The sequence below is a fragment of the Ectopseudomonas toyotomiensis genome, assembly GCF_017167985.1.
Lineage (GTDB): Bacteria > Pseudomonadota > Gammaproteobacteria > Pseudomonadales > Pseudomonadaceae > Aquipseudomonas > Aquipseudomonas toyotomiensis.
Genome location: NZ_CP070505.1, coordinates 1,234,447 through 1,253,090 on the forward strand (window position 1 = coordinate 1,234,447; position 18,644 = coordinate 1,253,090).

General features: G+C 64.0%; 17 protein-coding genes. 8 read left to right on the forward strand and 9 right to left on the reverse strand.

Annotated elements, in window-relative coordinates; genetic code table 11:
• Window positions 1–2: 2 nt before the first annotated feature.
• From JWV26_RS05610 to JWV26_RS05620, 3 genes are all read right to left on the reverse strand, one after another.
• Window positions 3–2,159: a TonB-dependent receptor gene (locus JWV26_RS05610; RefSeq protein ID WP_206418579.1), complete on the reverse strand. Its 2,157-nt coding sequence runs from the start codon at window positions 2,157–2,159 to the stop codon at window positions 3–5.
• 72 nt (window positions 2,160–2,231) lie between these two features.
• Window positions 2,232–2,627 carry a DUF2946 domain-containing protein gene (locus tag JWV26_RS05615; protein ID WP_072424345.1) on the reverse strand — a complete coding sequence of 132 codons (396 nt, stop codon included), beginning with the start codon at window positions 2,625–2,627 and terminating at the stop codon, window positions 2,232–2,234.
• 106 nt (window positions 2,628–2,733) lie between these two features.
• Window positions 2,734–3,648 carry a LysR family transcriptional regulator gene (locus JWV26_RS05620; RefSeq protein ID WP_072424346.1) on the reverse strand — a complete coding sequence of 305 codons (915 nt, stop codon included), beginning with the start codon at window positions 3,646–3,648 and terminating at the stop codon, window positions 2,734–2,736.
• Window positions 3,649–3,753: 105 nt separating this feature from the next.
• Here JWV26_RS05620 and JWV26_RS05625 point away from each other — a divergent pair, with 105 nt between their 5' ends.
• The 3 genes from JWV26_RS05625 (at window position 3,754) to JWV26_RS05635 (ending at window position 5,448) form a co-directional block, all read left to right on the forward strand.
• Window positions 3,754–4,047 carry a putative quinol monooxygenase gene (locus JWV26_RS05625; protein WP_072424347.1) on the forward strand — a complete coding sequence of 98 codons (294 nt, stop codon included), beginning with the start codon at window positions 3,754–3,756 and terminating at the stop codon, window positions 4,045–4,047.
• A gap of 22 nt (window positions 4,048–4,069) precedes the next feature.
• The gene (locus tag JWV26_RS05630) at window positions 4,070–5,086 is read left to right on the forward strand and encodes a zinc-binding alcohol dehydrogenase family protein (RefSeq protein ID WP_072424348.1); all 1,017 of its coding nucleotides are present in this window, start codon (window positions 4,070–4,072) and stop codon (window positions 5,084–5,086) included.
• A gap of 179 nt (window positions 5,087–5,265) precedes the next feature.
• On the forward strand, window positions 5,266–5,448 hold the full coding sequence (locus JWV26_RS05635) for a hypothetical protein (RefSeq protein ID WP_072424349.1): 183 nt from the start codon (window positions 5,266–5,268) through the stop codon (window positions 5,446–5,448).
• 56 nt (window positions 5,449–5,504) lie between these two features.
• Here JWV26_RS05635 and JWV26_RS05640 read toward each other — a convergent pair whose 3' ends face one another.
• Window positions 5,505–6,185 (reverse strand): TetR family transcriptional regulator, encoded by a 681-nt coding sequence (locus JWV26_RS05640; RefSeq protein WP_072424350.1) that lies wholly within the window; start codon window positions 6,183–6,185, stop codon window positions 5,505–5,507.
• 181 nt (window positions 6,186–6,366) lie between these two features.
• Between JWV26_RS05640 and JWV26_RS05645 the strand changes: the two genes are divergently transcribed.
• From JWV26_RS05645 to adeC, 3 genes are read left to right on the forward strand one after another with little or no spacing between them, the layout of a single operon-like run.
• A complete protein-coding gene (locus JWV26_RS05645) occupies window positions 6,367–7,515 on the forward strand; it encodes an efflux RND transporter periplasmic adaptor subunit (RefSeq protein WP_072424351.1) in 1,149 nt (382 codons plus the stop codon).
• A gap of 14 nt (window positions 7,516–7,529) precedes the next feature.
• Window positions 7,530–10,673, forward strand: coding sequence for an efflux RND transporter permease subunit (locus tag JWV26_RS05650; protein ID WP_079782796.1), 3,144 nt, complete (start codon window positions 7,530–7,532; stop codon window positions 10,671–10,673).
• Entirely contained in the window at window positions 10,670–12,103 is a 1,434-nt protein-coding gene (gene adeC, locus JWV26_RS05655) for an AdeC/AdeK/OprM family multidrug efflux complex outer membrane factor (RefSeq protein WP_074916457.1), read from the forward strand. The genes JWV26_RS05650 and adeC overlap by 4 nt, the downstream gene beginning before the upstream one ends.
• Before the next feature lie 87 nt (window positions 12,104–12,190).
• On the opposite strand, the gene JWV26_RS05660 is transcribed toward adeC, so the two are convergent.
• Complete coding sequence (locus JWV26_RS05660; RefSeq protein WP_079782794.1) at window positions 12,191–12,802, reverse strand: TetR/AcrR family transcriptional regulator; 612 nt, start codon at window positions 12,800–12,802, stop codon at window positions 12,191–12,193.
• Between the two features lie 106 nt (window positions 12,803–12,908).
• On the opposite strand from JWV26_RS05660, the gene JWV26_RS05665 reads away from it, so the two are divergent.
• A complete protein-coding gene (locus JWV26_RS05665; RefSeq protein WP_206418580.1) occupies window positions 12,909–13,865 on the forward strand; it encodes an SDR family oxidoreductase in 957 nt (318 codons plus the stop codon).
• Window positions 13,866–13,896: 31 nt separating this feature from the next.
• Window positions 13,897–14,991 (forward strand): alpha/beta hydrolase family protein, encoded by a 1,095-nt coding sequence (locus JWV26_RS05670; RefSeq protein WP_072424354.1) that lies wholly within the window; start codon window positions 13,897–13,899, stop codon window positions 14,989–14,991.
• Between the two features lie 11 nt (window positions 14,992–15,002).
• Here the strand turns inward: JWV26_RS05670 and JWV26_RS05675 are convergent, their stop codons facing one another.
• Genes JWV26_RS05675 through JWV26_RS05690 form a run of 4 tightly spaced genes read right to left on the reverse strand, consistent with a single transcriptional unit; the run spans window position 15,003 to window position 18,623 of the window.
• Window positions 15,003–15,596: an HAD family hydrolase gene (locus tag JWV26_RS05675; protein ID WP_072424355.1), complete on the reverse strand. Its 594-nt coding sequence runs from the start codon at window positions 15,594–15,596 to the stop codon at window positions 15,003–15,005.
• Window positions 15,593–16,462 carry an acyl-CoA thioesterase II gene (gene tesB, locus JWV26_RS05680; protein WP_017675445.1) on the reverse strand — a complete coding sequence of 290 codons (870 nt, stop codon included), beginning with the start codon at window positions 16,460–16,462 and terminating at the stop codon, window positions 15,593–15,595. Before tesB ends, JWV26_RS05675 begins: the two co-directional genes overlap by 4 nt.
• Window positions 16,459–18,066, reverse strand: coding sequence for a SagB/ThcOx family dehydrogenase (locus JWV26_RS05685; RefSeq protein ID WP_206418581.1), 1,608 nt, complete (start codon window positions 18,064–18,066; stop codon window positions 16,459–16,461). Before JWV26_RS05685 ends, tesB begins: the two co-directional genes overlap by 4 nt.
• A complete protein-coding gene (locus JWV26_RS05690) occupies window positions 18,063–18,623 on the reverse strand; it encodes a GNAT family N-acetyltransferase (protein ID WP_079785264.1) in 561 nt (186 codons plus the stop codon). Before JWV26_RS05690 ends, JWV26_RS05685 begins: the two co-directional genes overlap by 4 nt.
• Between the last annotated feature and the right edge of the window lie 21 nt (window positions 18,624–18,644).

Sequence of the window (18,644 nt, forward strand, 5' to 3'; positions counted from 1 at the left end):
CATCAGTAACGCCACTGCACAGCCACTTCCAGGCTGCGCGGCTCACCCAGGTAGTACTGGGTGTTGCTCTGGTGGATGAAGCGGGCGTAGGTCTCGTCAGTGAGGTTGCGCAGCCGCGCGCTCAGTTCGGTGTGAGCATCCAGGTCGTGCTTGAGGAACAACCCGTAGACCGTGTACGACGGCACCCACATGGTGTTGGCGGTGTTGGCGTAGACCGAGGAGACATAACGCGCATCGGCCCCCACCTGCCAGTCCGGTGCGACGTCATAGGTCAGCCAGAGGTTGGCCACGCGCTCGGGGATGTTCACCGGGTTCTTGCCCTTGCGCGATACCGCCACACCGCCGACGTTTTCGTTGAACTCGTCGTATTCGGCACGTACCCAGGCGACGTTACCGGCGGCGAGCAACTGCGGGGTTATCTTGAACGAGGCGGCCAATTCGACACCGGTGGAGGTCTGCTGCCCGGCCTGCTCGGTGGTGTTCGGCACGCTGGAAGACGGCACCGAGATGTTCTTGCGCACGATGCGGTAGGCCGCCGCCGTCGCCGAGCCGCGCCCATCGAGGAAGTCGAACTTGCTGCCCACCTCGACCTGGCGACCGGTGCTCAGGTCGAAATCGGCGACCTGGGCGACCGAGGCGCTGGTCAGGGTGCCGCCTGGCGGTTCGGCCGAGGTGCTGTATTGGGTGTAGAGGCTGATGGCATCGGTGAGGTCATAGACCAGACCGGCCCGTCCGGTGAAGGCATCCCAGCGGCGATCCAGCTCGACGCGGGTTGCATGTTCGACCACCTCGAAGTCGATATGGTCGTAGCGCAGCGCGGTGATCAGCGCCAGGCGCTCGGTCAGCCGGGTACGGTTCTCGACGAAGGCCGAGGCGGTATCGGTCCAGGTGCTGCGACCCTTTGTACGCGGGGCGTCCATGCCGGGGATGTCGAGAAACTCGCCTGGATTGAAACCGTTGGGATCTACCGTGTCGAAGTTCGCCGAGATCGACAGCGGGTAGTTGGTCTGCTGGTTGCGGCTGTACTCCAGACCGAACGCCCAGTCGCTGGCCAGGCCGAACAGATCGCCGGCATGGGTCAGCTCGAAGCGGTCGCCATTGACCTCCTGATCATGGCGCTGACGGTAAGCGGCAGAGCGGGTCACCTCGGTATTGGCGGCGTTGTAGCGATAACGCTCGAGGTTGCGGTAATCGCGCTGGCCCTTGTAGTGGTAGAAGGTGTTGCGCAGCTGGGTGGCGTCATCGAGGCGGTAGTCGGTGATCGAGCGCAGCCAGCGGGTGCGTTGCTCGTAGCGACCGTCCTCGACGTTGTAGTTGTTGAAACGGTTGTGCTTGTCGATACGCAGCTTGCCACTCAGTGGCTGCAACACCGGCGAGCCCCAGTACGGGCTGTCTTCCTGCTCCTCCAGGTACTCGATGGCCAGGGTGTGGGAGAGCTGGTCGTTGATGTCGCTGAGCAGGGAGAAGGCCAGGTTGCCGGCCTGGTTTTCCTGGCGGTCTATATAGCCGTTGGTGTGGGTGCGGCTGTAATCCAGGCGCGCGTAATGACGCGGCCCGTCGCCCTCATTGAGCGCCTGATTGACGCCGATGGCGGTTTCCCAGGTGTCGTAGCGCGAATAGCTGACGCGCCCTTCCAAGCTGTCCTTATCACGGCTGGCGAGCTTGGTGATGTAGTTCAGGCTGCCGCCGACCGCGCCACTGCCATTGAGGAAGGATGACGGCCCGCCCAGCAGTTCGACGCGATCATAGATCCAGGCGCCGACAGGACGCGCCGAACCGCCGTACTGCAGGTTGATGCCATTGAACAACTGGCCGATCTGTGCGCCATTGAAACCTCGATAGGCGACGTAGCCGCCCCAGCCGGGTGGTGCCGAGGCGTTCACGCCGGGCAAGGCATTGGCAGCATCCTGAAAGTTGCGTACGCCCAGACGCTCCATGGTCGCCCGATCCGCCACGCTGACCGAGGCCGGATTTTCACGAGCATTGAGATTGAGGCGCGAGCCACTCTCGATGGTTTTATCCAGGTTGATGCCAGTAGCCTCGTCAGGCTCGGCAGCAACGGCAGATACGGTGCTGGCAGGCAGCGTCAAGGCGTCATCTTGCGCCCAGGCAAGGGAGGTGCTGCAGGCGAGCAGCGCCAGGGTGGTCATACGAAACATGTAGGGCTTCCAGGCTTTTGTTCGATAAGCCCGCACGAGACCTGGCCTCAAAGCCAGGTTGAACGGGCGACTTCAGAGTGCAGGAAGCAGGAAGGGAGAAGCGCGGGGATTAGCGGGAGGCCAGCGATAGCGGGCAAGACGCGGAATATGCAGGGCCGCCAGCGGACGCACACGTTCGGCCACGAGCAGGCCGAGCAACCCGAAGAACGCCGCCAGGATGATCGCGCTGAACAGACTGGCCAAGGCGCAACCCGTACCGGTGGCCGGGTTGGGCGCAACGATGCCAGAGCCGTCAAGGTCGGCGCCCGCGCCGAAGTTGCCGTCGAACGAGCAATACTGACCGTCCAGACCACTGAGTTGCATGCCGGCCATCTGACCGTGGCTGATCGCGCAGACGAACGCACTGAACAGGATGCTGAAGTACAGCACCCAGGCGGTCAGTGAGCGGTCTTGGTGGGCCAGTTTCATGGGGCGCGACTCTAAACAGAGGATGGCAGCGCGACACTGCGGTGCGTTGCCGCAGCCATTGTGTACGAGAGTCTAGCAGGGCTTGCTGGCTTTATCGCATCAAGTGCTAACGCCATGGCGCAGCGTCCAGCAAACGCTGACAGCGCAGCTGCACGAAGTCACGCAGCAGATGCACCGCCTTGCTCAGCTGAGCACGGTGCGCGCACACCAGATACAGAGGCGTCGGCTCGCCCAGCCAGTTCGGCAGCAGCACCTGCAGGCGGCCTTCGCGCACGTCTTCGGCGACATCCAGCCAGGACTTGTAAACGATGCCCCGCCCGGCCACGGCCCAGCGCCGAGTGACATCGGCATCGTCGCAGACCCGGTCGCCCGCGACGTTCATCAGCACTTCGCGCTTGCCGTCCTGAAAGCGCCAACGATCATGCGCACGGCCATGCAACATATAAAGCAGGCAGTTGTGCTGATGCAGCTCCTCCACGCTCTGCGGCGAACCGCGCCGGGCGAGATAGGAAGGTGAAGCACAGAGCACCCGACGATTGTCCGGTGCCACCGGCAGCGCCACCAGGCTGGAATCCTCCGGTGCGCCGTAGCGCAGGGCGATGTCCACCGGCTCACGGAACAGGTCGGCCACCCGGTCGGCCAGCAGCAGACGCAGCTGCAGTTGCGGATGCTCGTCCTGGAACTCGTCGAGCCAGGGCAACAACGTATTGCGACCCAGATCCGACGGCGCCGACAGCTGCAATACACCGCAAATACCTTCCTGGCTGCCGACCAGTTGCTGACGCCCCTCCTCGAGGCTCTGCAACGCCAACCGGGCATGCACCAGATACAGCTCTCCCTCGGGCGTCAGGCGCAGACTGCGCGTCGAACGCGCCAGCAGGCGCACCTGCAGCTGCTGCTCAAGACGCTTGAGGGCGGCGCTGGCCACGGCTGGCGAAACATCCAGCAGCCGCGCCGCAGCAGAGAGGCTGCCGGTTTCGGCGGTACGCACGAAGAGTTGCAGGTCGTCGAAACGCAGCATGGCCGCTCACTTTCAAAATAATGATGAAAGAGACTCTATTACCCGCTGCTTTTTCTTTCCACACAAATAAAAGAGCATGGTTTCAATTCCCTACAGGAGCCAGCCATGGCCACTGCTCTCACACTGATCGCCACCATCAAGGCCCTGCCAGGTCATGCCGAGGCTGTGGCCGCAGGCCTGCAGCGTCTGGTCACGGCCACCTGCGCGGAGCCCGGATGCCTGCAGTACGCGCTGCACCGCAACAAGCTGGACCCGCACCAGTTCGTGATGATCGAACAATGGCGCGACGCCGAGGCATTGGACCAGCATCGCGCAGCGCCGCACTTCCTACACTTCACCAACGCATTCGGCGAGCGGCTTGCGGGCATCGATCTGCTCCCGCTGCAACCCCTTACCTGATTTCTCACAGAGGACCATTTCCATGAAAGCCATCGCTTACTACCAATCCCTGCCTGTCGACCATCCCGAAGCACTGCAGGACGTGCAACTGGCCGAACCCACTCCGGGTGCGCACGATCTTCTGGTCGAGGTTCGGGCCATCTCGGTCAACCCGGTCGATACCAAGATCCGCCTCGGTGTTAAACCGGAGAATGGTGCCGCCAAGGTGCTGGGCTGGGATGCAAGCGGCGTCGTCAAGGCCGTGGGCAGCGAAGTCAGTCTGTTCCAGCCCGGCGACCGGGTGTTCTATGCCGGCGCCATCGACCGTGCCGGCGCCAACAGCGAACTGCACCTGGTCGATGAACGCATCGTTGGCCATATGCCGGGCAGCCTGTCGTTCGCCGAAGCTGCGGCCCTGCCACTGACCGCCATCACCGCCTGGGAACTGCTGTTCGAGCGTCTGCAGGTTGCCGAGGGCTCGGCCGATCAAGGCCAGAGCCTGCTGATCGTCGGCGCCGCCGGTGGCGTCGGTTCGATTCTCACCCAACTGGCGCGCCACCTGACCGGCCTGACCGTGATCGGTACTGCCTCACGTCCGGAAACCCAGGCCTGGGTCCGTGAGCTGGGCGCACATCATGTGATCGATCACAGCAAGCCGCTGAGCGAGGAACTGGCGCGCATCGGCATCGGCCAGGTCACCCATGTCGCCAGCCTGACCCAGACCGACCAGCACTACGCGCAACTGGTCGAATCCCTGGAGCCGCAGGGACGCCTGGCGCTGATCGACGACCCGCTGCAACCGCTGGACGTGATGCAGCTCAAGCGCAAGAGCCTGTCGCTGCACTGGGAGTTGATGTTCACCCGTTCGCTGTACCAGACCGAAGACATGATCGAGCAGCATCGTCTGCTGGAACGAGTATCCGATCTGGTCGACGCCGGCGTGCTCAAGACCACCCTCGGCGAGCATTTCGGCACCATCAATGCCGCCAACCTGCGCCGTGCCCATGCGTTGCTGGAGAGTGGCAAGGCCAAGGGCAAGATCGTGCTCGAAGGGTTCTGAGGCGCGATGGCGTGGTGGGCTGACCCAATCACCTTTCCTTGGCGGTACCGCTTATCGCCAAGCGGCCACCACGCTGGTCGGCTATTTGACTTGGATCAGAAAAAGGTCATGCAAGCGAACTATCCTGACTGTCCCCAACAAGCACCGGCGACTCGTCGCAGCTTAAGGAGGTGGTTCGCATGAAAGTTCTCGTTCAGCCGCGTGATCAGGGCGGCGAATGCCTGTGGCAGGTACGACTGGATCAGCATTGCGTGAGTTTTCGCAGTGAAGAGGAGGCCCGCCAGTTTGCCGCCAGGCTCGAAGCCCGCTTGCGCGCACCACACAACCTGCCCGACTGGCCCGTGCAGCGTCAGGCGAGCTGAATCTCCGCCCTGATTGCAATGGCGTAGGGTGTGCTGTGCGCACCGAAAAAAACGGGCTAGCCCTCGGTGCGCACGGCGCACCCTACCTCGCCAGGCATCTGGCAGCCCGTCATCAGGCGCAACGCCGGACTGCGCAGCATATCCAGCACGGTATCGACCAGCGCAGGCGCCTGCTGCGCGAGGTCGAAGTTGGGCACCAGCAACCAGTTGGACTCGATACCTTCCATATAGGCATGCAGACAGACGGCCGCCCGCGCGCAGTCCAGGTCGCTCGGCAACTGACCCTTGTTGACCGCGTTGCTCAGCGCCTTGGCGATACGCTGATCGCATTCCAGGCTCAGTGCCTGCATGCGCTCGCGCAGACCTAGCAGCTCACCGGTGTATTCACACTTGTAGCGCAGGATGTCGTGGGTGCGATGAGTCTGCGGCTCGCAAGCCAGACGCGTCAGCGCCTTGATCAGCAATTCACGCATGCAGCCCAGTGGGTCCGGCTCGTCCTCGCTCTCGCTGGCACGCGCCAGTTCCTCGAGCGGCAGGCGTAGACGTTCGAGCATGGCCTGGAACAGGTCGATCTTGTTCTCGAAATGCCAATAGATGGCGCCGCGGCTGACGCCGGCTTCTTTCGCCACCTCGGCCAGAGACGCACGGGAAACGCCCTGGGCATGGAACACCCGCTCGGCAGCATCGAGTATCTGTACCCGCGTCGCCTGCGCTTCTTCTTTGGTTCTTCTGGCCATCTGTCTACCTGATTTCGCCTCTATGTAAAGCTCCGGTAAAGGAGGACGGGCGAGAGTATGCAGGCAGCTTTAGGCATTTACAAACATTCACGTACGTAAGTATATTCCTCCATCGATTTTTTCCCCTGCCTTCGTCCCCTTCGCCCCTTGGGCCATGATTCGATAAAAACGAGGTTCTCAGATGCACTCGAAGCCAGCCTTCGCTGTCTTGGTTTCCGCCATCGCCGTGGCAATGCTCAGTCTCACCGGCTGCCAGGAATCCAGCGCCCCACAGACCCAGCAAACCCCGCAAGTCGGAGTGGTAACGCTCGAAGCCAAACCCTTTGCTCTGACCAGTGAAGTGCCGGGGCGCACCAGCGCCTATCGCATCGCCGAGGTGCGCCCACAGGTCAACGGCATCATTCAGAAGCGCCTGTTCACCGAAGGCAGCGAGGTCAAGGCGGGCCAGCAGCTGTACCAGATCGACCCGGCCACCTACGAAGCCGCGTTCAAGAGCGCGCAGGCCACGCAACTGTCCGCCAAGTCCCTGGCTGATCGCTACAAGCTGCTGGTTGCCGACAAGGCCGTCAGCCAGCAGGCCTATGACGAAGCCCGCGCTGCCGGTCTGCAGGCCGATGCCGCACTGGAACAGGCGCGCATCGACCTGCGCTACACCAAGGTGATGGCGCCGATCAGCGGTCGCATTGGCCGCTCCGCGGTGACCGAAGGTGCACTGGTCAGCAACGGTCAAGCCAACGCCATGGCCACCATCCAGCAACTCGACCCGATCTACGTCGACGTCACCCAGTCGAGCAAGGAACTGCTGCGCCTGCGCCGTGACCTGGCCGAGGGCCGTCTGCAGAAGGCCAGCGACAGCGCCGCCAAGGTCGCACTGAAACTGGAAGATGGCAGCCGCTACGCCCATGAAGGCACGCTGGAATTCTCCGAGGTGGCAGTGGACGAAAGCACCGGCTCGGTGACCCTGCGCGCGGTATTCCCCAACCCCGATCATCTGCTGTTGCCGGGCATGTTCGTGCATGCCGAGCTGCTCTCCGGGGTCAAGCAGAACGCCATTCTTGCCCCGCAACAAGGTGTGACCCGCAATCAGCGCGGCGAACCCACGGCGATGGTGGTGGGTGCAGACAACAAGGTTGAACTGCGCGTGCTCAAGGCTGATCGCACCACCGGCAGTGCCTGGCTGGTAGAGGAAGGCCTGAACGAAGGCGACCGCCTGATCACCGAGGGTCTGCAGTTCGTACAGCCTGGCGCCGAGGTCAAGGCCGTACCGGCGAGCAACGTCAAGACCGAACAGCCTGCCCAAGACGCCGAACAAGCCAGCGGCCAGGACTAACGGAGAAGTACTGAATGTCCAGATTCTTTATCGACCGGCCGATCTTCGCCTGGGTGATCGCTCTGGTGATCATGCTGGCGGGTGGCCTGTCCATCCTCAAGCTGCCGATCAACCAGTACCCGAGCATCGCGCCGCCTGCCGTTGCCATTCAGGTTTCCTACCCGGGCGCCTCGGCGCAGACGGTGCAGGACACCGTGGTGCAGGTGATCGAGCAACAGCTCAACGGTATCGACGGCCTGCGCTACGTCAGCTCGTCGAGCAACTCCGACGGCAGCATGGAGATCATCGTTACCTTCGAACAGGGGGTGAACCCGGATATTGCCCAGGTTCAGGTGCAGAACAAGCTGCAACTGGCCACCCCACTGCTGCCACAGGAAGTCCAGCAACAGGGCATCCGTGTGACCAAGTCGGTGCGTAACTTCCTGATGGTCATCGGCGTGGTGTCGAAAGACGGCAGCATGACCCGTGAGGACCTGTCCGACTACATCGTCTCCAACCTGCAGGACCCGATCTCGCGGACCAAGGGCGTCGGCGACTTCCAGGTGTTCGGCGCGCAGTACGCGATGCGCATCTGGCTCGATCCGGCCAAGCTCAACAGCTTCCAGCTGACTCCGGTTGACGTGCGCAGCGCCATCCAGGCGCAGAACGTGCAGATCTCCTCCGGCCAGTTCGGCGGCCTGCCGGCGGCGCCGGGCAATCAGCTCAACGCCACCATCATCGGCAAGACGCGCCTGCAGACCCCGGAAGAGTTCCGCAAGATTCTGCTCAAGGTGCAGGCCGATGGCTCCCAGGTGCGCCTGGGTGATATCGCCAAGGTCGAACTGGGCGGCGAGAACTACGCCATCAACGCGCAGTTCAACGGCCTGCCGGCCTCCGGTCTGGCGATTCGCCTGGCCACCGGTGCCAACGCCCTGGACACCGCCAAGGCGGTGCGTGAAACCATCGCCAATCTCGAGCCGTTCTTCCCGGCCGGCATGGAAGTGGTCTTCCCCTACGACACCACACCGGTGATCTCGGCCTCCATCGAAGGGGTGGTGCACACCCTGTTCGAGGCCATCGTGCTGGTGTTCCTGGTGATGTTCCTGTTCCTGCAGAACCTGCGCGCCACCATCATTCCGACCATGGCGGTGCCGGTGGTACTGCTCGGTACCTTCGGCATACTTGCCGCGTTCGGTTTCTCCATCAACACCCTGACCATGTTCGCCATGGTCCTGGCCATCGGCCTGCTGGTGGACGATGCCATCGTGGTGGTGGAAAACGTCGAGCGGGTGATGCGCGAGGATGGACTGTCACCCAAGGAAGCGACGCGCAAGTCCATGGGGCAAATTCAGGGCGCACTGGTGGGCATTGGCCTGGTGCTCTCGGCAGTGTTCCTGCCGATGGCGTTCTTCGGCGGCTCCACCGGGGTGATCTATCGGCAGTTCTCCATCACCATCGTCTCGGCCATGGCCCTGTCGGTACTGGTGGCGCTGATCTTCACCCCAGCGCTGTGCGCCACTTTGCTCAAACCCATCGACAGCGATCACCACGAGGCCAAGCGCGGCTTCTTCGGCTGGTTCAACCGTACCTTCGAGCGCGGCAGCAATGCCTATCAGCGCGGCGTGGCGGGCATGATCAAGCGCAAGGCGCCCTACCTGCTGCTGTACCTGGTGATCGTCATCATCATGGCCTGGATGTTCACCCGCATCCCTACCGCCTTCCTCCCCGAGGAAGACCAGGGCGTGCTTTTCGCCCAGGTGCAGACGCCGTCCGGCTCCAGTGCCGAGCGCACCCAGGTGGTGGTAGACGAAATGCGCCAGTACCTGCTGGAAGACGAGGCGAGCACGGTCAAATCGGTATTCACCGTCACCGGCTTCAACTTCGCCGGCCGTGGTCAGAGCTCCGGTATGGCCTTCATCATGCTCAAGCCCTGGGGTGAACGTCCCGGCGCCGAGAATGGCGTAGCCGCGCTGGCGCAACGTGCGCAGATGCACTTCTTCAGCTTCCGCGATGCGATGGTGTTCGCCTTCGCCCCGCCGGCGGTGATGGAGATGGGTAACGCCACTGGCTTCAACTTCTTCCTGCAGGATCAGGCGGGTGTTGGCCACGAGGTGATGAACGAGGCACGTGACAAGTTCCTGCAACTGGCCAACCAGCACCCGGTGCTCGACAGCGTGCGTGCCAACGGCCTGCGCGACGAGGCGCAGTACCAGTTGCTGATCGATGACGAGCGGGCCCGCGCCCTCGGGTTGTCGCTGGCGGACATCAACAGCACCCTGTCGATTGCCTGGGGTGCCAGCTACGTCAACGACTTCATCGATCGCGGTCGAGTGAAGAAGGTCTACCTGCAAGGCGTGTCCGACGCGCGCATGAGCCCGGAAGACCTGAACAAGTGGTACGTGCGCAACGATCAGGGCCGCATGGTGCCGTTCAGTGCCTTCGCCAGTGGCGAATGGACCTATGGTGCTCCGAAGCTGGCGCGCTACAACGGCGTGTCGGCAGTGGAGATCCTCGGTGCTCCGGCGCCTGGCTACAGCACCGGTGATGCCATGGCCGCCGTCGAGGAAATCGCCTCGCAGCTGCCACAGGGCGTCGGCTACTCCTGGACCGGGTTGTCCTACGAGGAGCGCCTGGCAGGCTCGCAGACCACTGCACTGTTCGTGATCTCCGCCATCGTGGTGTTCCTGTGCCTGGCAGCACTGTACGAGAGCTGGTCGATCCCGTTCTCGGTGATGCTGGTGGTGCCGCTGGGGATCATCGGCGCCTTGATGTTCACCGAGCTGCGTGGCCTGTCCAACGACGTGTTCTTCAAGGTCGGCCTGCTCACCACCATCGGTCTGTCAGCGCGTAACGCGATTCTCATCGTCGAATTCGCCAAGGCCCAGTACGAACAGGGCATGACCTTCGCCGAAGCGGCCATCGAAGCCTGCCGCATGCGCTTGCGCCCGATCATCATGACTTCGCTGGCGTTCATCCTCGGCTGTCTGCCGCTGGCCATCGCCAGTGGTGCCGGCGCGGGCAGCAAGCACGCCATCGGCACCGGGGTGATCGGCGGCATGCTCAGCGCGATGATCCTGGCGATATTCTGGATTCCACTGTTCTACGTCGTGGTCTGCTCGATTTTCGAGAAGAAGCGCCCCGAGCCGACCCGTGAAAACGAGAAGGAGGTACTGCAATGAGGCAGTCCCTGTTGTCCCTGGCCGTGGCCGCCGCTCTGCTCAGCGGTTGCAGCCTGATTCCCGACTATCAGCGCCCTGACGCTCCGGTGGCCGCCGACTGGCCGCAAGGCGAAGCCTATGGCAGCGCCGCCAGCGAAGGCAGCCGTGCGGCGGCCGACCTGCAATGGCGCGAGTTCTTCCGCGACCCGGCGCTGCAGCAACTGGTGCAGGTGGCACTGGAGAACAACCGCGACCTGCGTGTCGCTGCGCTGAACGTCGAAGCCTATCGCGCGCTGTACCGCATCCAGCGCGCCGACCTGCTGCCATCGGTATCCGCTGATGGCGCCGGCACTCGCCAGCGCCTGCCGGCCGATCTGAGCCAGACCGGTGAAGCCCGTACCAGCGGTCAGTACAGCGCCACCCTGGGCGTCAATGCCTGGGAGCTGGACTTCTTCGGCCGTATCCGCAGCCTCAGCGAGCAGGCCCTGCAGCAGTACCTGGCCACCGAACAGGCCCAGCGCAGCACGCAGATCAGCCTGGTCGCCAGCGTCGCCAACGCCTACCTGCAATGGCAGGCGGATCAGGCGCTGCTGCAACTGACCCAGGACACCCTGAAGACCTTCGAGGAAAGCTACCAGCTGACCCAGCGCAGCTTCGATGTCGGTGTCGCCGATGCCCTGGCCCTGAGCCAGGCACGCAGCTCGGTGGACAGCGCCCGCGTCAGCCTCGCGCAGTACCAGCGCCTGGTCGCTCAGGATCGCAACGCCCTGATTCAACTACTCGGCACCGGCCTGCCGGCCAATCTGCCGCAAGGGCTGAAGCTCAATGCAGAACTGCTGGAACAGGTTCCGGCCGGCCTGCCCGCCGACCTGCTGCAGCGTCGCCCCGACCTGCTGCAGGCCGAGTACCAGCTCAAGGCCGCCAACGCCAATATCGGCGCGGCGCGTGCGGCGTTCTTCCCCAGCATCAGCCTGACCGCCAATGCCGGCACCGCCAGCAGCCAGTTGTCCGGCCTGTTCGACGGCGGCTCGGGCACCTGGCTGTTCCAGCCGCAGATCAGCCTGCCGATCTTCAACGCCGGACGTCTGCGCGCCAACCTCGACTATGCCGAATTGCAGAGCGATATCCGCGTCGCCGAGTACGAGAAAGCCATCCAGGTGGCCTTCCAGGAAGTCGCCGACCGCCTCGCGGCACGCACCACCTACCGCCAGCAACTGGACGCGCAGCGCGCCCTGCTGGAAACCACCGAGACCTATTACGACCTGGCCGAACGCCGCTACCGCACCGGCGTCGACAGCTACCTGACCCTGCTCGACGCCCAGCGTCAGCTGTTCAGCGTGCGCCAGCAACTGATCGCCGACCGCCTGGCCCAGCTCAGCAGCGAAGTGGAGCTGTACAAGGCCCTGGGTGGTGGCTGGAGCAATACGGGGAGCAACGCCCCACAAGGTTGACTGCGCGTAACCCGCTTCAAGGACGACCTTATCCCACGCGCCGCCCCCGCAGTCTTTGCGGGGGCGTTTTTTTGCTGGGTCAGTCGGTCAGAGTTCGGACTTGAGCGTCTCGAACGCTTCTTCGAGATAACTGGCCACGGGCTTGGGCTGACCCACCTGCTCCTGCCAGGTCTGGATCGCCAGGCGCATGGCGCCCAGAGACGCCATGGCCACCACGCGCAGGGTCATGCGCCGCTCGGGTTGGCGCCATACCTCACAGAGCGTGGCGAACAGCTGCCTCTCCTGCTCGGCGTAATGCGCCTGCTTGCGTGCCAGCAGCGACTCGCTGGAACGCATCAGCCGGTCGATGGCCGCCATCTGCTCGGTGGTGTAGCGGGAAATATGACTCACCAATACATCGCGCACGGCGTCCAGCGGCGCGATATCCGGCGACACCCGCAGCAGCTCGCTATGGATGCTGGCCCAGCCGGCCTCCTGCCAGGACAGGATGACGTCATCCTTCGACTTGAAATAGGAAAAGAAGGTACGCCGCGAGATACCAGCCTCGGCGGCGATCGCGTCGAGCGTGGTGCTTTCGTAACCATTTGTGAGAAACAACTGCAGCCCGACTTCGGCGATACGCTGCCGAGTAGCCCGGCGCTTGCGCTCTCGCAGGCCTTCGGCAGGCGCATTGCCCTCGGGAGGGAGAGATTCGGACATTCCAATAGCCTATTGCGATAATTGCACTGAGTGCACTAATGTTTGCACCCAGTGCAATTATTTATGCATTCAGATTAGCGCCCCATTCTGAGGCAAGGCAACGATCATGGCCAACTGGACCACTTCCGATATTCCGTCGCTACACGGTCGCACCGTCGTCATCACCGGCACCGGTGGGCTCGGCCTCGAAGACGCAAAAGCCCTGGCCGAAGCGGGAGCGCGGGTGATACTCGCCGGCCGCAACCCTTCGCGTGGCGCAGCTGCCGTCGAGCAGATCCGCCAACTCAATCCGGGTTCAGACGTCTGCTTCGAGCAGTTGGACCTGGCCAGCCTCGACTCCATCGACGCGTTCGCCAAACGCCTTGGCGACTCCGATAGCCACATCGACCTGCTGATCAACAACGCCGGGGTGATGACGCCGCCGCAGCGCCAGGAGACGGCCGACGGCTTCGAACTGCAATTCGGCACCAACCACCTCGGTCACTTCGCCCTGACCGCCCAACTGTTGCCGCTGCTGCGCAAGGGCGATCAGCCGCGCGTTGTCAGCCTCTCGAGCATCGCTGCCAGGCAAGGCGCCATCGACCTGAGCGACCTGCAATCCACCCGTGACTACAAGCCTATGGTCGCCTACAGCCAATCCAAACTGGCCTGCCTGATGTTCGCCATGGAGCTGCAACGCCGCAGCAACGCGGCTGGCTGGGGTATCCGCAGTATCGCGGCGCATCCGGGTGTGTCACGTACCGAACTGCTGCCCAATGGCGCCGGCAAGTGGAGCGCGGCCGGCAGTGCCCGGCGCCTGCTCTGGTTCCTGTTCCAGCCAGCGGCTCAGGGCGCGCTGCCGACGCTGTTCGCCGCTACCGCCCCGCAAGCTCAGGGCGGCGCCTACTACGGCCCGAACAGGCTGAGCGAAACCCGCGGCTATCCCGTCCTCGCCAGAACGCCTCTGCAGGCAATGGACCTGGGTATGGCCAGACGCCTGTGGAACGAATCCGAACGCCTCACCGGCATGTCATTTCCCGCCGCGCCTTTGCGGGTCACCAAGCCCTACCAACTCTTTCCATAGCCTGAACAGCCGCCAGGGAATCCGCACCACGATGAACTCGACTTTGAAATACCAAGCCAGCAGCGACGACCTTGACCTTACCGACTCCGCCGACTTCGTCGCACAACCACGACGCAGAGGCTGGAAGATGCTGGCAAGCGCATTGCTGGCCATGCTGGCCGTATCGAATACGGCCACGGCCAATACCACCGAAGCAGAGGAGTCGGCCTACGAAATCAGCGATTTCGACTGGCTCGATCAGACTCGCTCACGCGCCGTTCCGGTACGCCTTTACTGGCCGGCCAACGTGCAGCCAGGCGCCAGCGTGCCGCTGGTGGTGTTCTCCCATGGCATCGGCGGCTCACGCAAAGGCTACAGCTACCTCGGCAAGCACTGGTCGAGCCACGGCGTCGCCAGCCTGCACGTGCAGCACGTCGGCAGTGATTCTGCGCTGTGGCGGGGTAACCCGTTCGCCGTGGTGGAGCGCCTGCACGATGCTGCCCAGGAAAGCGAAGCGATGGCCCGTGCCAGCGATGTGAGCTTCGCTCTCGACCAGATGCTTTCCGCTGCGACAGGGAAGATGGGCGCTGCGGTCGACCCACAACGTATCGTCATCGCCGGACACTCCTACGGCGCCAACACGGCGCTGCTCACTGCAGGAGCACAGGTGGTCAGGGATGGCCAGGTCATCAGCTACCGCGATCCTCGCTTTGCCGCCGCAGTGATCATCTCGGCCCCGCCGTTCTATGGTGAAAACAACCTGGCAGCGGTGCTCGGTCAGGTTTCGGTACCGACCCTGCATGTGACCGCCACCGATGACGTGATCCAGATTCCGGGTTATCGCTCTGGCGCGGATGACCGCCTGGCAATCTACGATGCGGTGGCCAACCCGACCAAATTGCTGGCGGTATTTCGCGATGGCTCCCACAGCATCTTCACCGATCGCTCGTTCACCGGCGGCCCCTCGCTCAACGCCAAGACCAAGGCAGCCACGGCCGACCTGAGCCTGGCTTTTCTCGACCTGGTATTTCGCGGCGATGGCGCGGCACTGACGCAGTGGCGCAGCGACTGGCAACCCATCCTCGCTCAGGCTCGGGGCATGGACACCGCATCAGTCACAAGCCCGCAACACGCCGTCAATAACTGAGACCTCGCCGCTCAGCCCAGCCCCGCCAACAACTGCGCGCAATCCTGCGCGTGCAGCCCGGTCAGCTCCGGCCAGGGGTTGTCCGGCAGGTTGACCAGCACGCTGCGCGCACCGGCGGCCTGGGCGCACTCCAGGTCGAAGCGGTAGTCTCCAACCATTACCAGCTCACGCGGCGTAACGCTCCAGCGCTCGGCGAGGTGCAGCAGCCCACCCGGATGCGGTTTGGGTGGAGCCTCGTCGCGGCCAAGAATATCCGCCCTGGCAAAGCAGTCATCCAGGCCGATGGCCTGCAACGTCAGCAACGCCAGCGAGTGAGCATTGCGCGTGAGGATGCCGAGCTGGCAGCCACGCTCGCACAGGGTGCGCACCAGCTCGATGGCACCCGGCGCCGGGCGCGAGGCCACCGCCAGTTCGCGCTCGTGCTCGAGCAGCCAGGCATGCTTGGCCGCGGCCTCCTCTGCCGGTAGCGCCGCCAGGTGATGAAGGATGTCATCCTCCTGAGGAATGCCCAGCGCCCGCTTGATCGCCGGGAAATCATGCACGGCCAGGGTCAGGGTGCCATCCATGTCGAACACCCAGTGACGAGCTTCGCGCAGTGTTCTCACTTCCAGTCCTCACGCACGCGCGTCAGACCTTCCTGGGCTGCCGAGGCCACCAGTTCGCCCTGGCGGTTGTAGATGCTGGCGCGGGAGAAGCCGCGGGCGTTGCCGGCCCACGGGCTGTCCATGGCATATAGCAGCCAGTCATCCATGCGCAGGTTGCGGTGGAACCACAGCGAATGGTCAAGGCTGGCGACCTGCATGAACTTCTGAAACACCGACACACCGTGCGGCTGCATCGAGGTGGTCAGCAGGTTGAAGTCACTGGCGTAGGCCAGCAGGTACTTGTGCAGTTGCGGGTCGTCCGGCAGCTCGCCGGCGGCGCGGAACCACACGTACTTGACCGGTTCGCAGGGCTGCGGGGCAAAGGGGTTGATCAGGGTGACCGGGCGGATCTCGATCGGCTTGTCGCTGATCAACCGCTCACGCATGCGCTCGGGAATCATCGGCGCCACCATGCGCGCCAGTTCGGTTTCCGACTTCAGGCCCTCGGGACCGGGAACGTCCGGCATCTGGTTCTGGTGATGAAAGCCTTCCTCGTCGTACTGGAACGAGGCACTGCAGAAGAAGATCGGCTGGCCCTTCTGCACCGCCACCACGCGGCGGGTGCTGAAGCTGCCACCATCGCGGGTGCGCTCGACCTGATAGACCACCGGCAGGCTGGCATCGCCCGGGCGCAGGAAGTAACCGTGCATGGAGTGCACGTGGCGCGCCTCCTCGACCGTCTGGCTGGCAGCGGAAATGCATTGGCCAAGCACCTGGCCGCCGAACAGCTGGCGAAAACCGAGATCCTGGCTGCGGCCACGGAACAGGTTTTCCTCGATCTGTTCCAGGCTCAGCAGCGCGACCAGATCGTCGAGTACCTGGGTCATGGAGTCTCTCCTTGTGCAGGGGTTGGTAATCGCGGTTGGGAATAGGCCGGCAGGGACGTCAGGCGTTCATCCCATACAGCGCGGCCAAGGGTGAAATGGTAAAGACTTTGCCAGCCGCTGTCGGCATCGCCGAGCAATTCCCGCAAAGCGTCGTCGAAATAACAACCGATGCCAGTACCCGAAAGCCCGGCCGCCTCGGCTTCCAGATAGAGCAACTGGCCGATCTGGCCACATTCCCAGTAGAGCCGTGGATAACGCCAGGCGCCATCCGTCACGGCGCGCTCCACCCGCGCCAGCATGGCCAAGGCTACACAGCCGTCAGCGGCGATGTCCTGGCCACAACTGAGGAACCCCGCCAGGCCACGGGCGTCGCCTTCGAGCAGACGATACAGCGGCAGCTCCTCGTCCACCCGCTGCCACAGGTAATCCTCGCGTAACGGCTGCACACCGCTGCCCGTGCGATCCAGCCAGTACAGGCCAGGTTGCAGACCCTGCACGCGATGGACGAACAGCAGCAGGTCGATCTCGCTCCGCTCACCGCTCACGGCAAAGGGCACCGGTGACTGCTGCGGCATCAGGCGGTGCAGCCAGGCCAGCAGCAGTGCAGCCTGGATGCCGCTGCGACCGTCCATGGCCTGCGCGCTACGCCGACGATGCAGGATCGGCCTCAAGGGCAGGCCGGGGTTGTCATTGCGAACACCAGCAGCATCTACGCTCCAGACGGAGCGAGGACGAGCCGGCGCACGGCATAGCCCATGTATGCGCTGCAACTCGGGCCAATGGCGATACTCACGGGACAGGCGATTGGGCGCACCACTACGCTCAAGCTGTGCCAACGCTGTCAGCAGGGCCTCGGGCAGCGCGAATTCCATCGTCTGCGCCGGGCCGATCCACAGCAGGCAGTCGCCGTGTTCGGCTTCGTGAAAGTCGTCTCCGTCCAGTCCCAGCAGTCGGTCCAGACGCGCCTCGGCCACGCCGTGCAGCATGCGCACCTGCCAGCCCTGCACGCTGGCGGCGATGGCCAGCGCCGCCAGGGCATGCCCCAGGTCGTGCTGGCAATAGCGGTAGGCTCGCTCGCCGTACTTCCAGGCTTCGCGCCAGGCAATGCTACTCAGGCCGAGGAGAAAACCACCCGGCGGCAGGCTGTTGGCAAGCTGCTGGCCGAGCGGCGCAGGCAGCTCACTGCGTATCTCCAGCGCATGGATATCCGGGGCATAGTGGGCCAACACAGCGGCTTCAGCCACGACACCCGGCGGCAACAGCAGATAAGCCTCGGTCGGGTGCAGGTTGCCGGACGACGGGTTGACCCGCAGCGCCCAGCGGCTGCCGCCAGCCTCCTTCCAGGCGGAAATGGCCAGGCTGTCGTACAGCAGTTGCGAGACGCTGGCTCGATTCAGTGGTGCGGGCGGCGTCTGCGGCCCGGCGAATGCAACATCGTAGGCCTGCCCCTCTTCCAGCGGGCGGTGGTACAGCTCGATCAGCCGGGCACCGTTGTAGCGACGAAACGGTGCCGGCTGAGTCGCCCAATCCAACTGCCCCGGTCCCGGTGCGAAGCGCTCGGGGGCGTGTTTGCTGAGCTGGTGATAGGCGAGCACGTCCGTCACCGCTGCGCCTCCCACTGCTCGCGGCTTATGCGGTAGAGCACGTGCGGCTGCAAGGGATGACCGGACGGCACGCGCGGATGGAGAAAATCGCCGCTCTCGTCGCGCTGCATACCGATGCTACGCATCACCGCCTGCGACGGCAGGTTGGCCGGCACGGTGAAACTCAATACCTCGTCCAACCCAAGCTGCTCGAAGGCCACGGCCAGTGACGCGCGCGCCGCCTCACCGGCATAACCCTGGCGCCAGTGCGCCCGCGCCAGACGCCAGCCGATCTCCACAGCCGGTACGAACGGCGCATCGAAGCCGACCTGTGCCAGGCCGGTGACACCGATCAGCTCGCCCGTATCGCGCCGCTCCAGGGCCCAGAAGCCAAAGCCGTGCTCATCGAAATGCGCCCGGATGCGCGCCAGCAGTTGTGCGCTCTGCTCGGCGTCCATAGGCGCGGGAAAATGACGCATCACCTCGGCATCGGCATTGAGTGCGGCCAGCGCCGGCAGGTCACTGTCGCGCCAGGCACGCAGCAAGAGGCGCTCGGTGGAGGTTTCGATCAGGGGCATGGCGATTGTCTCGATTGGCTG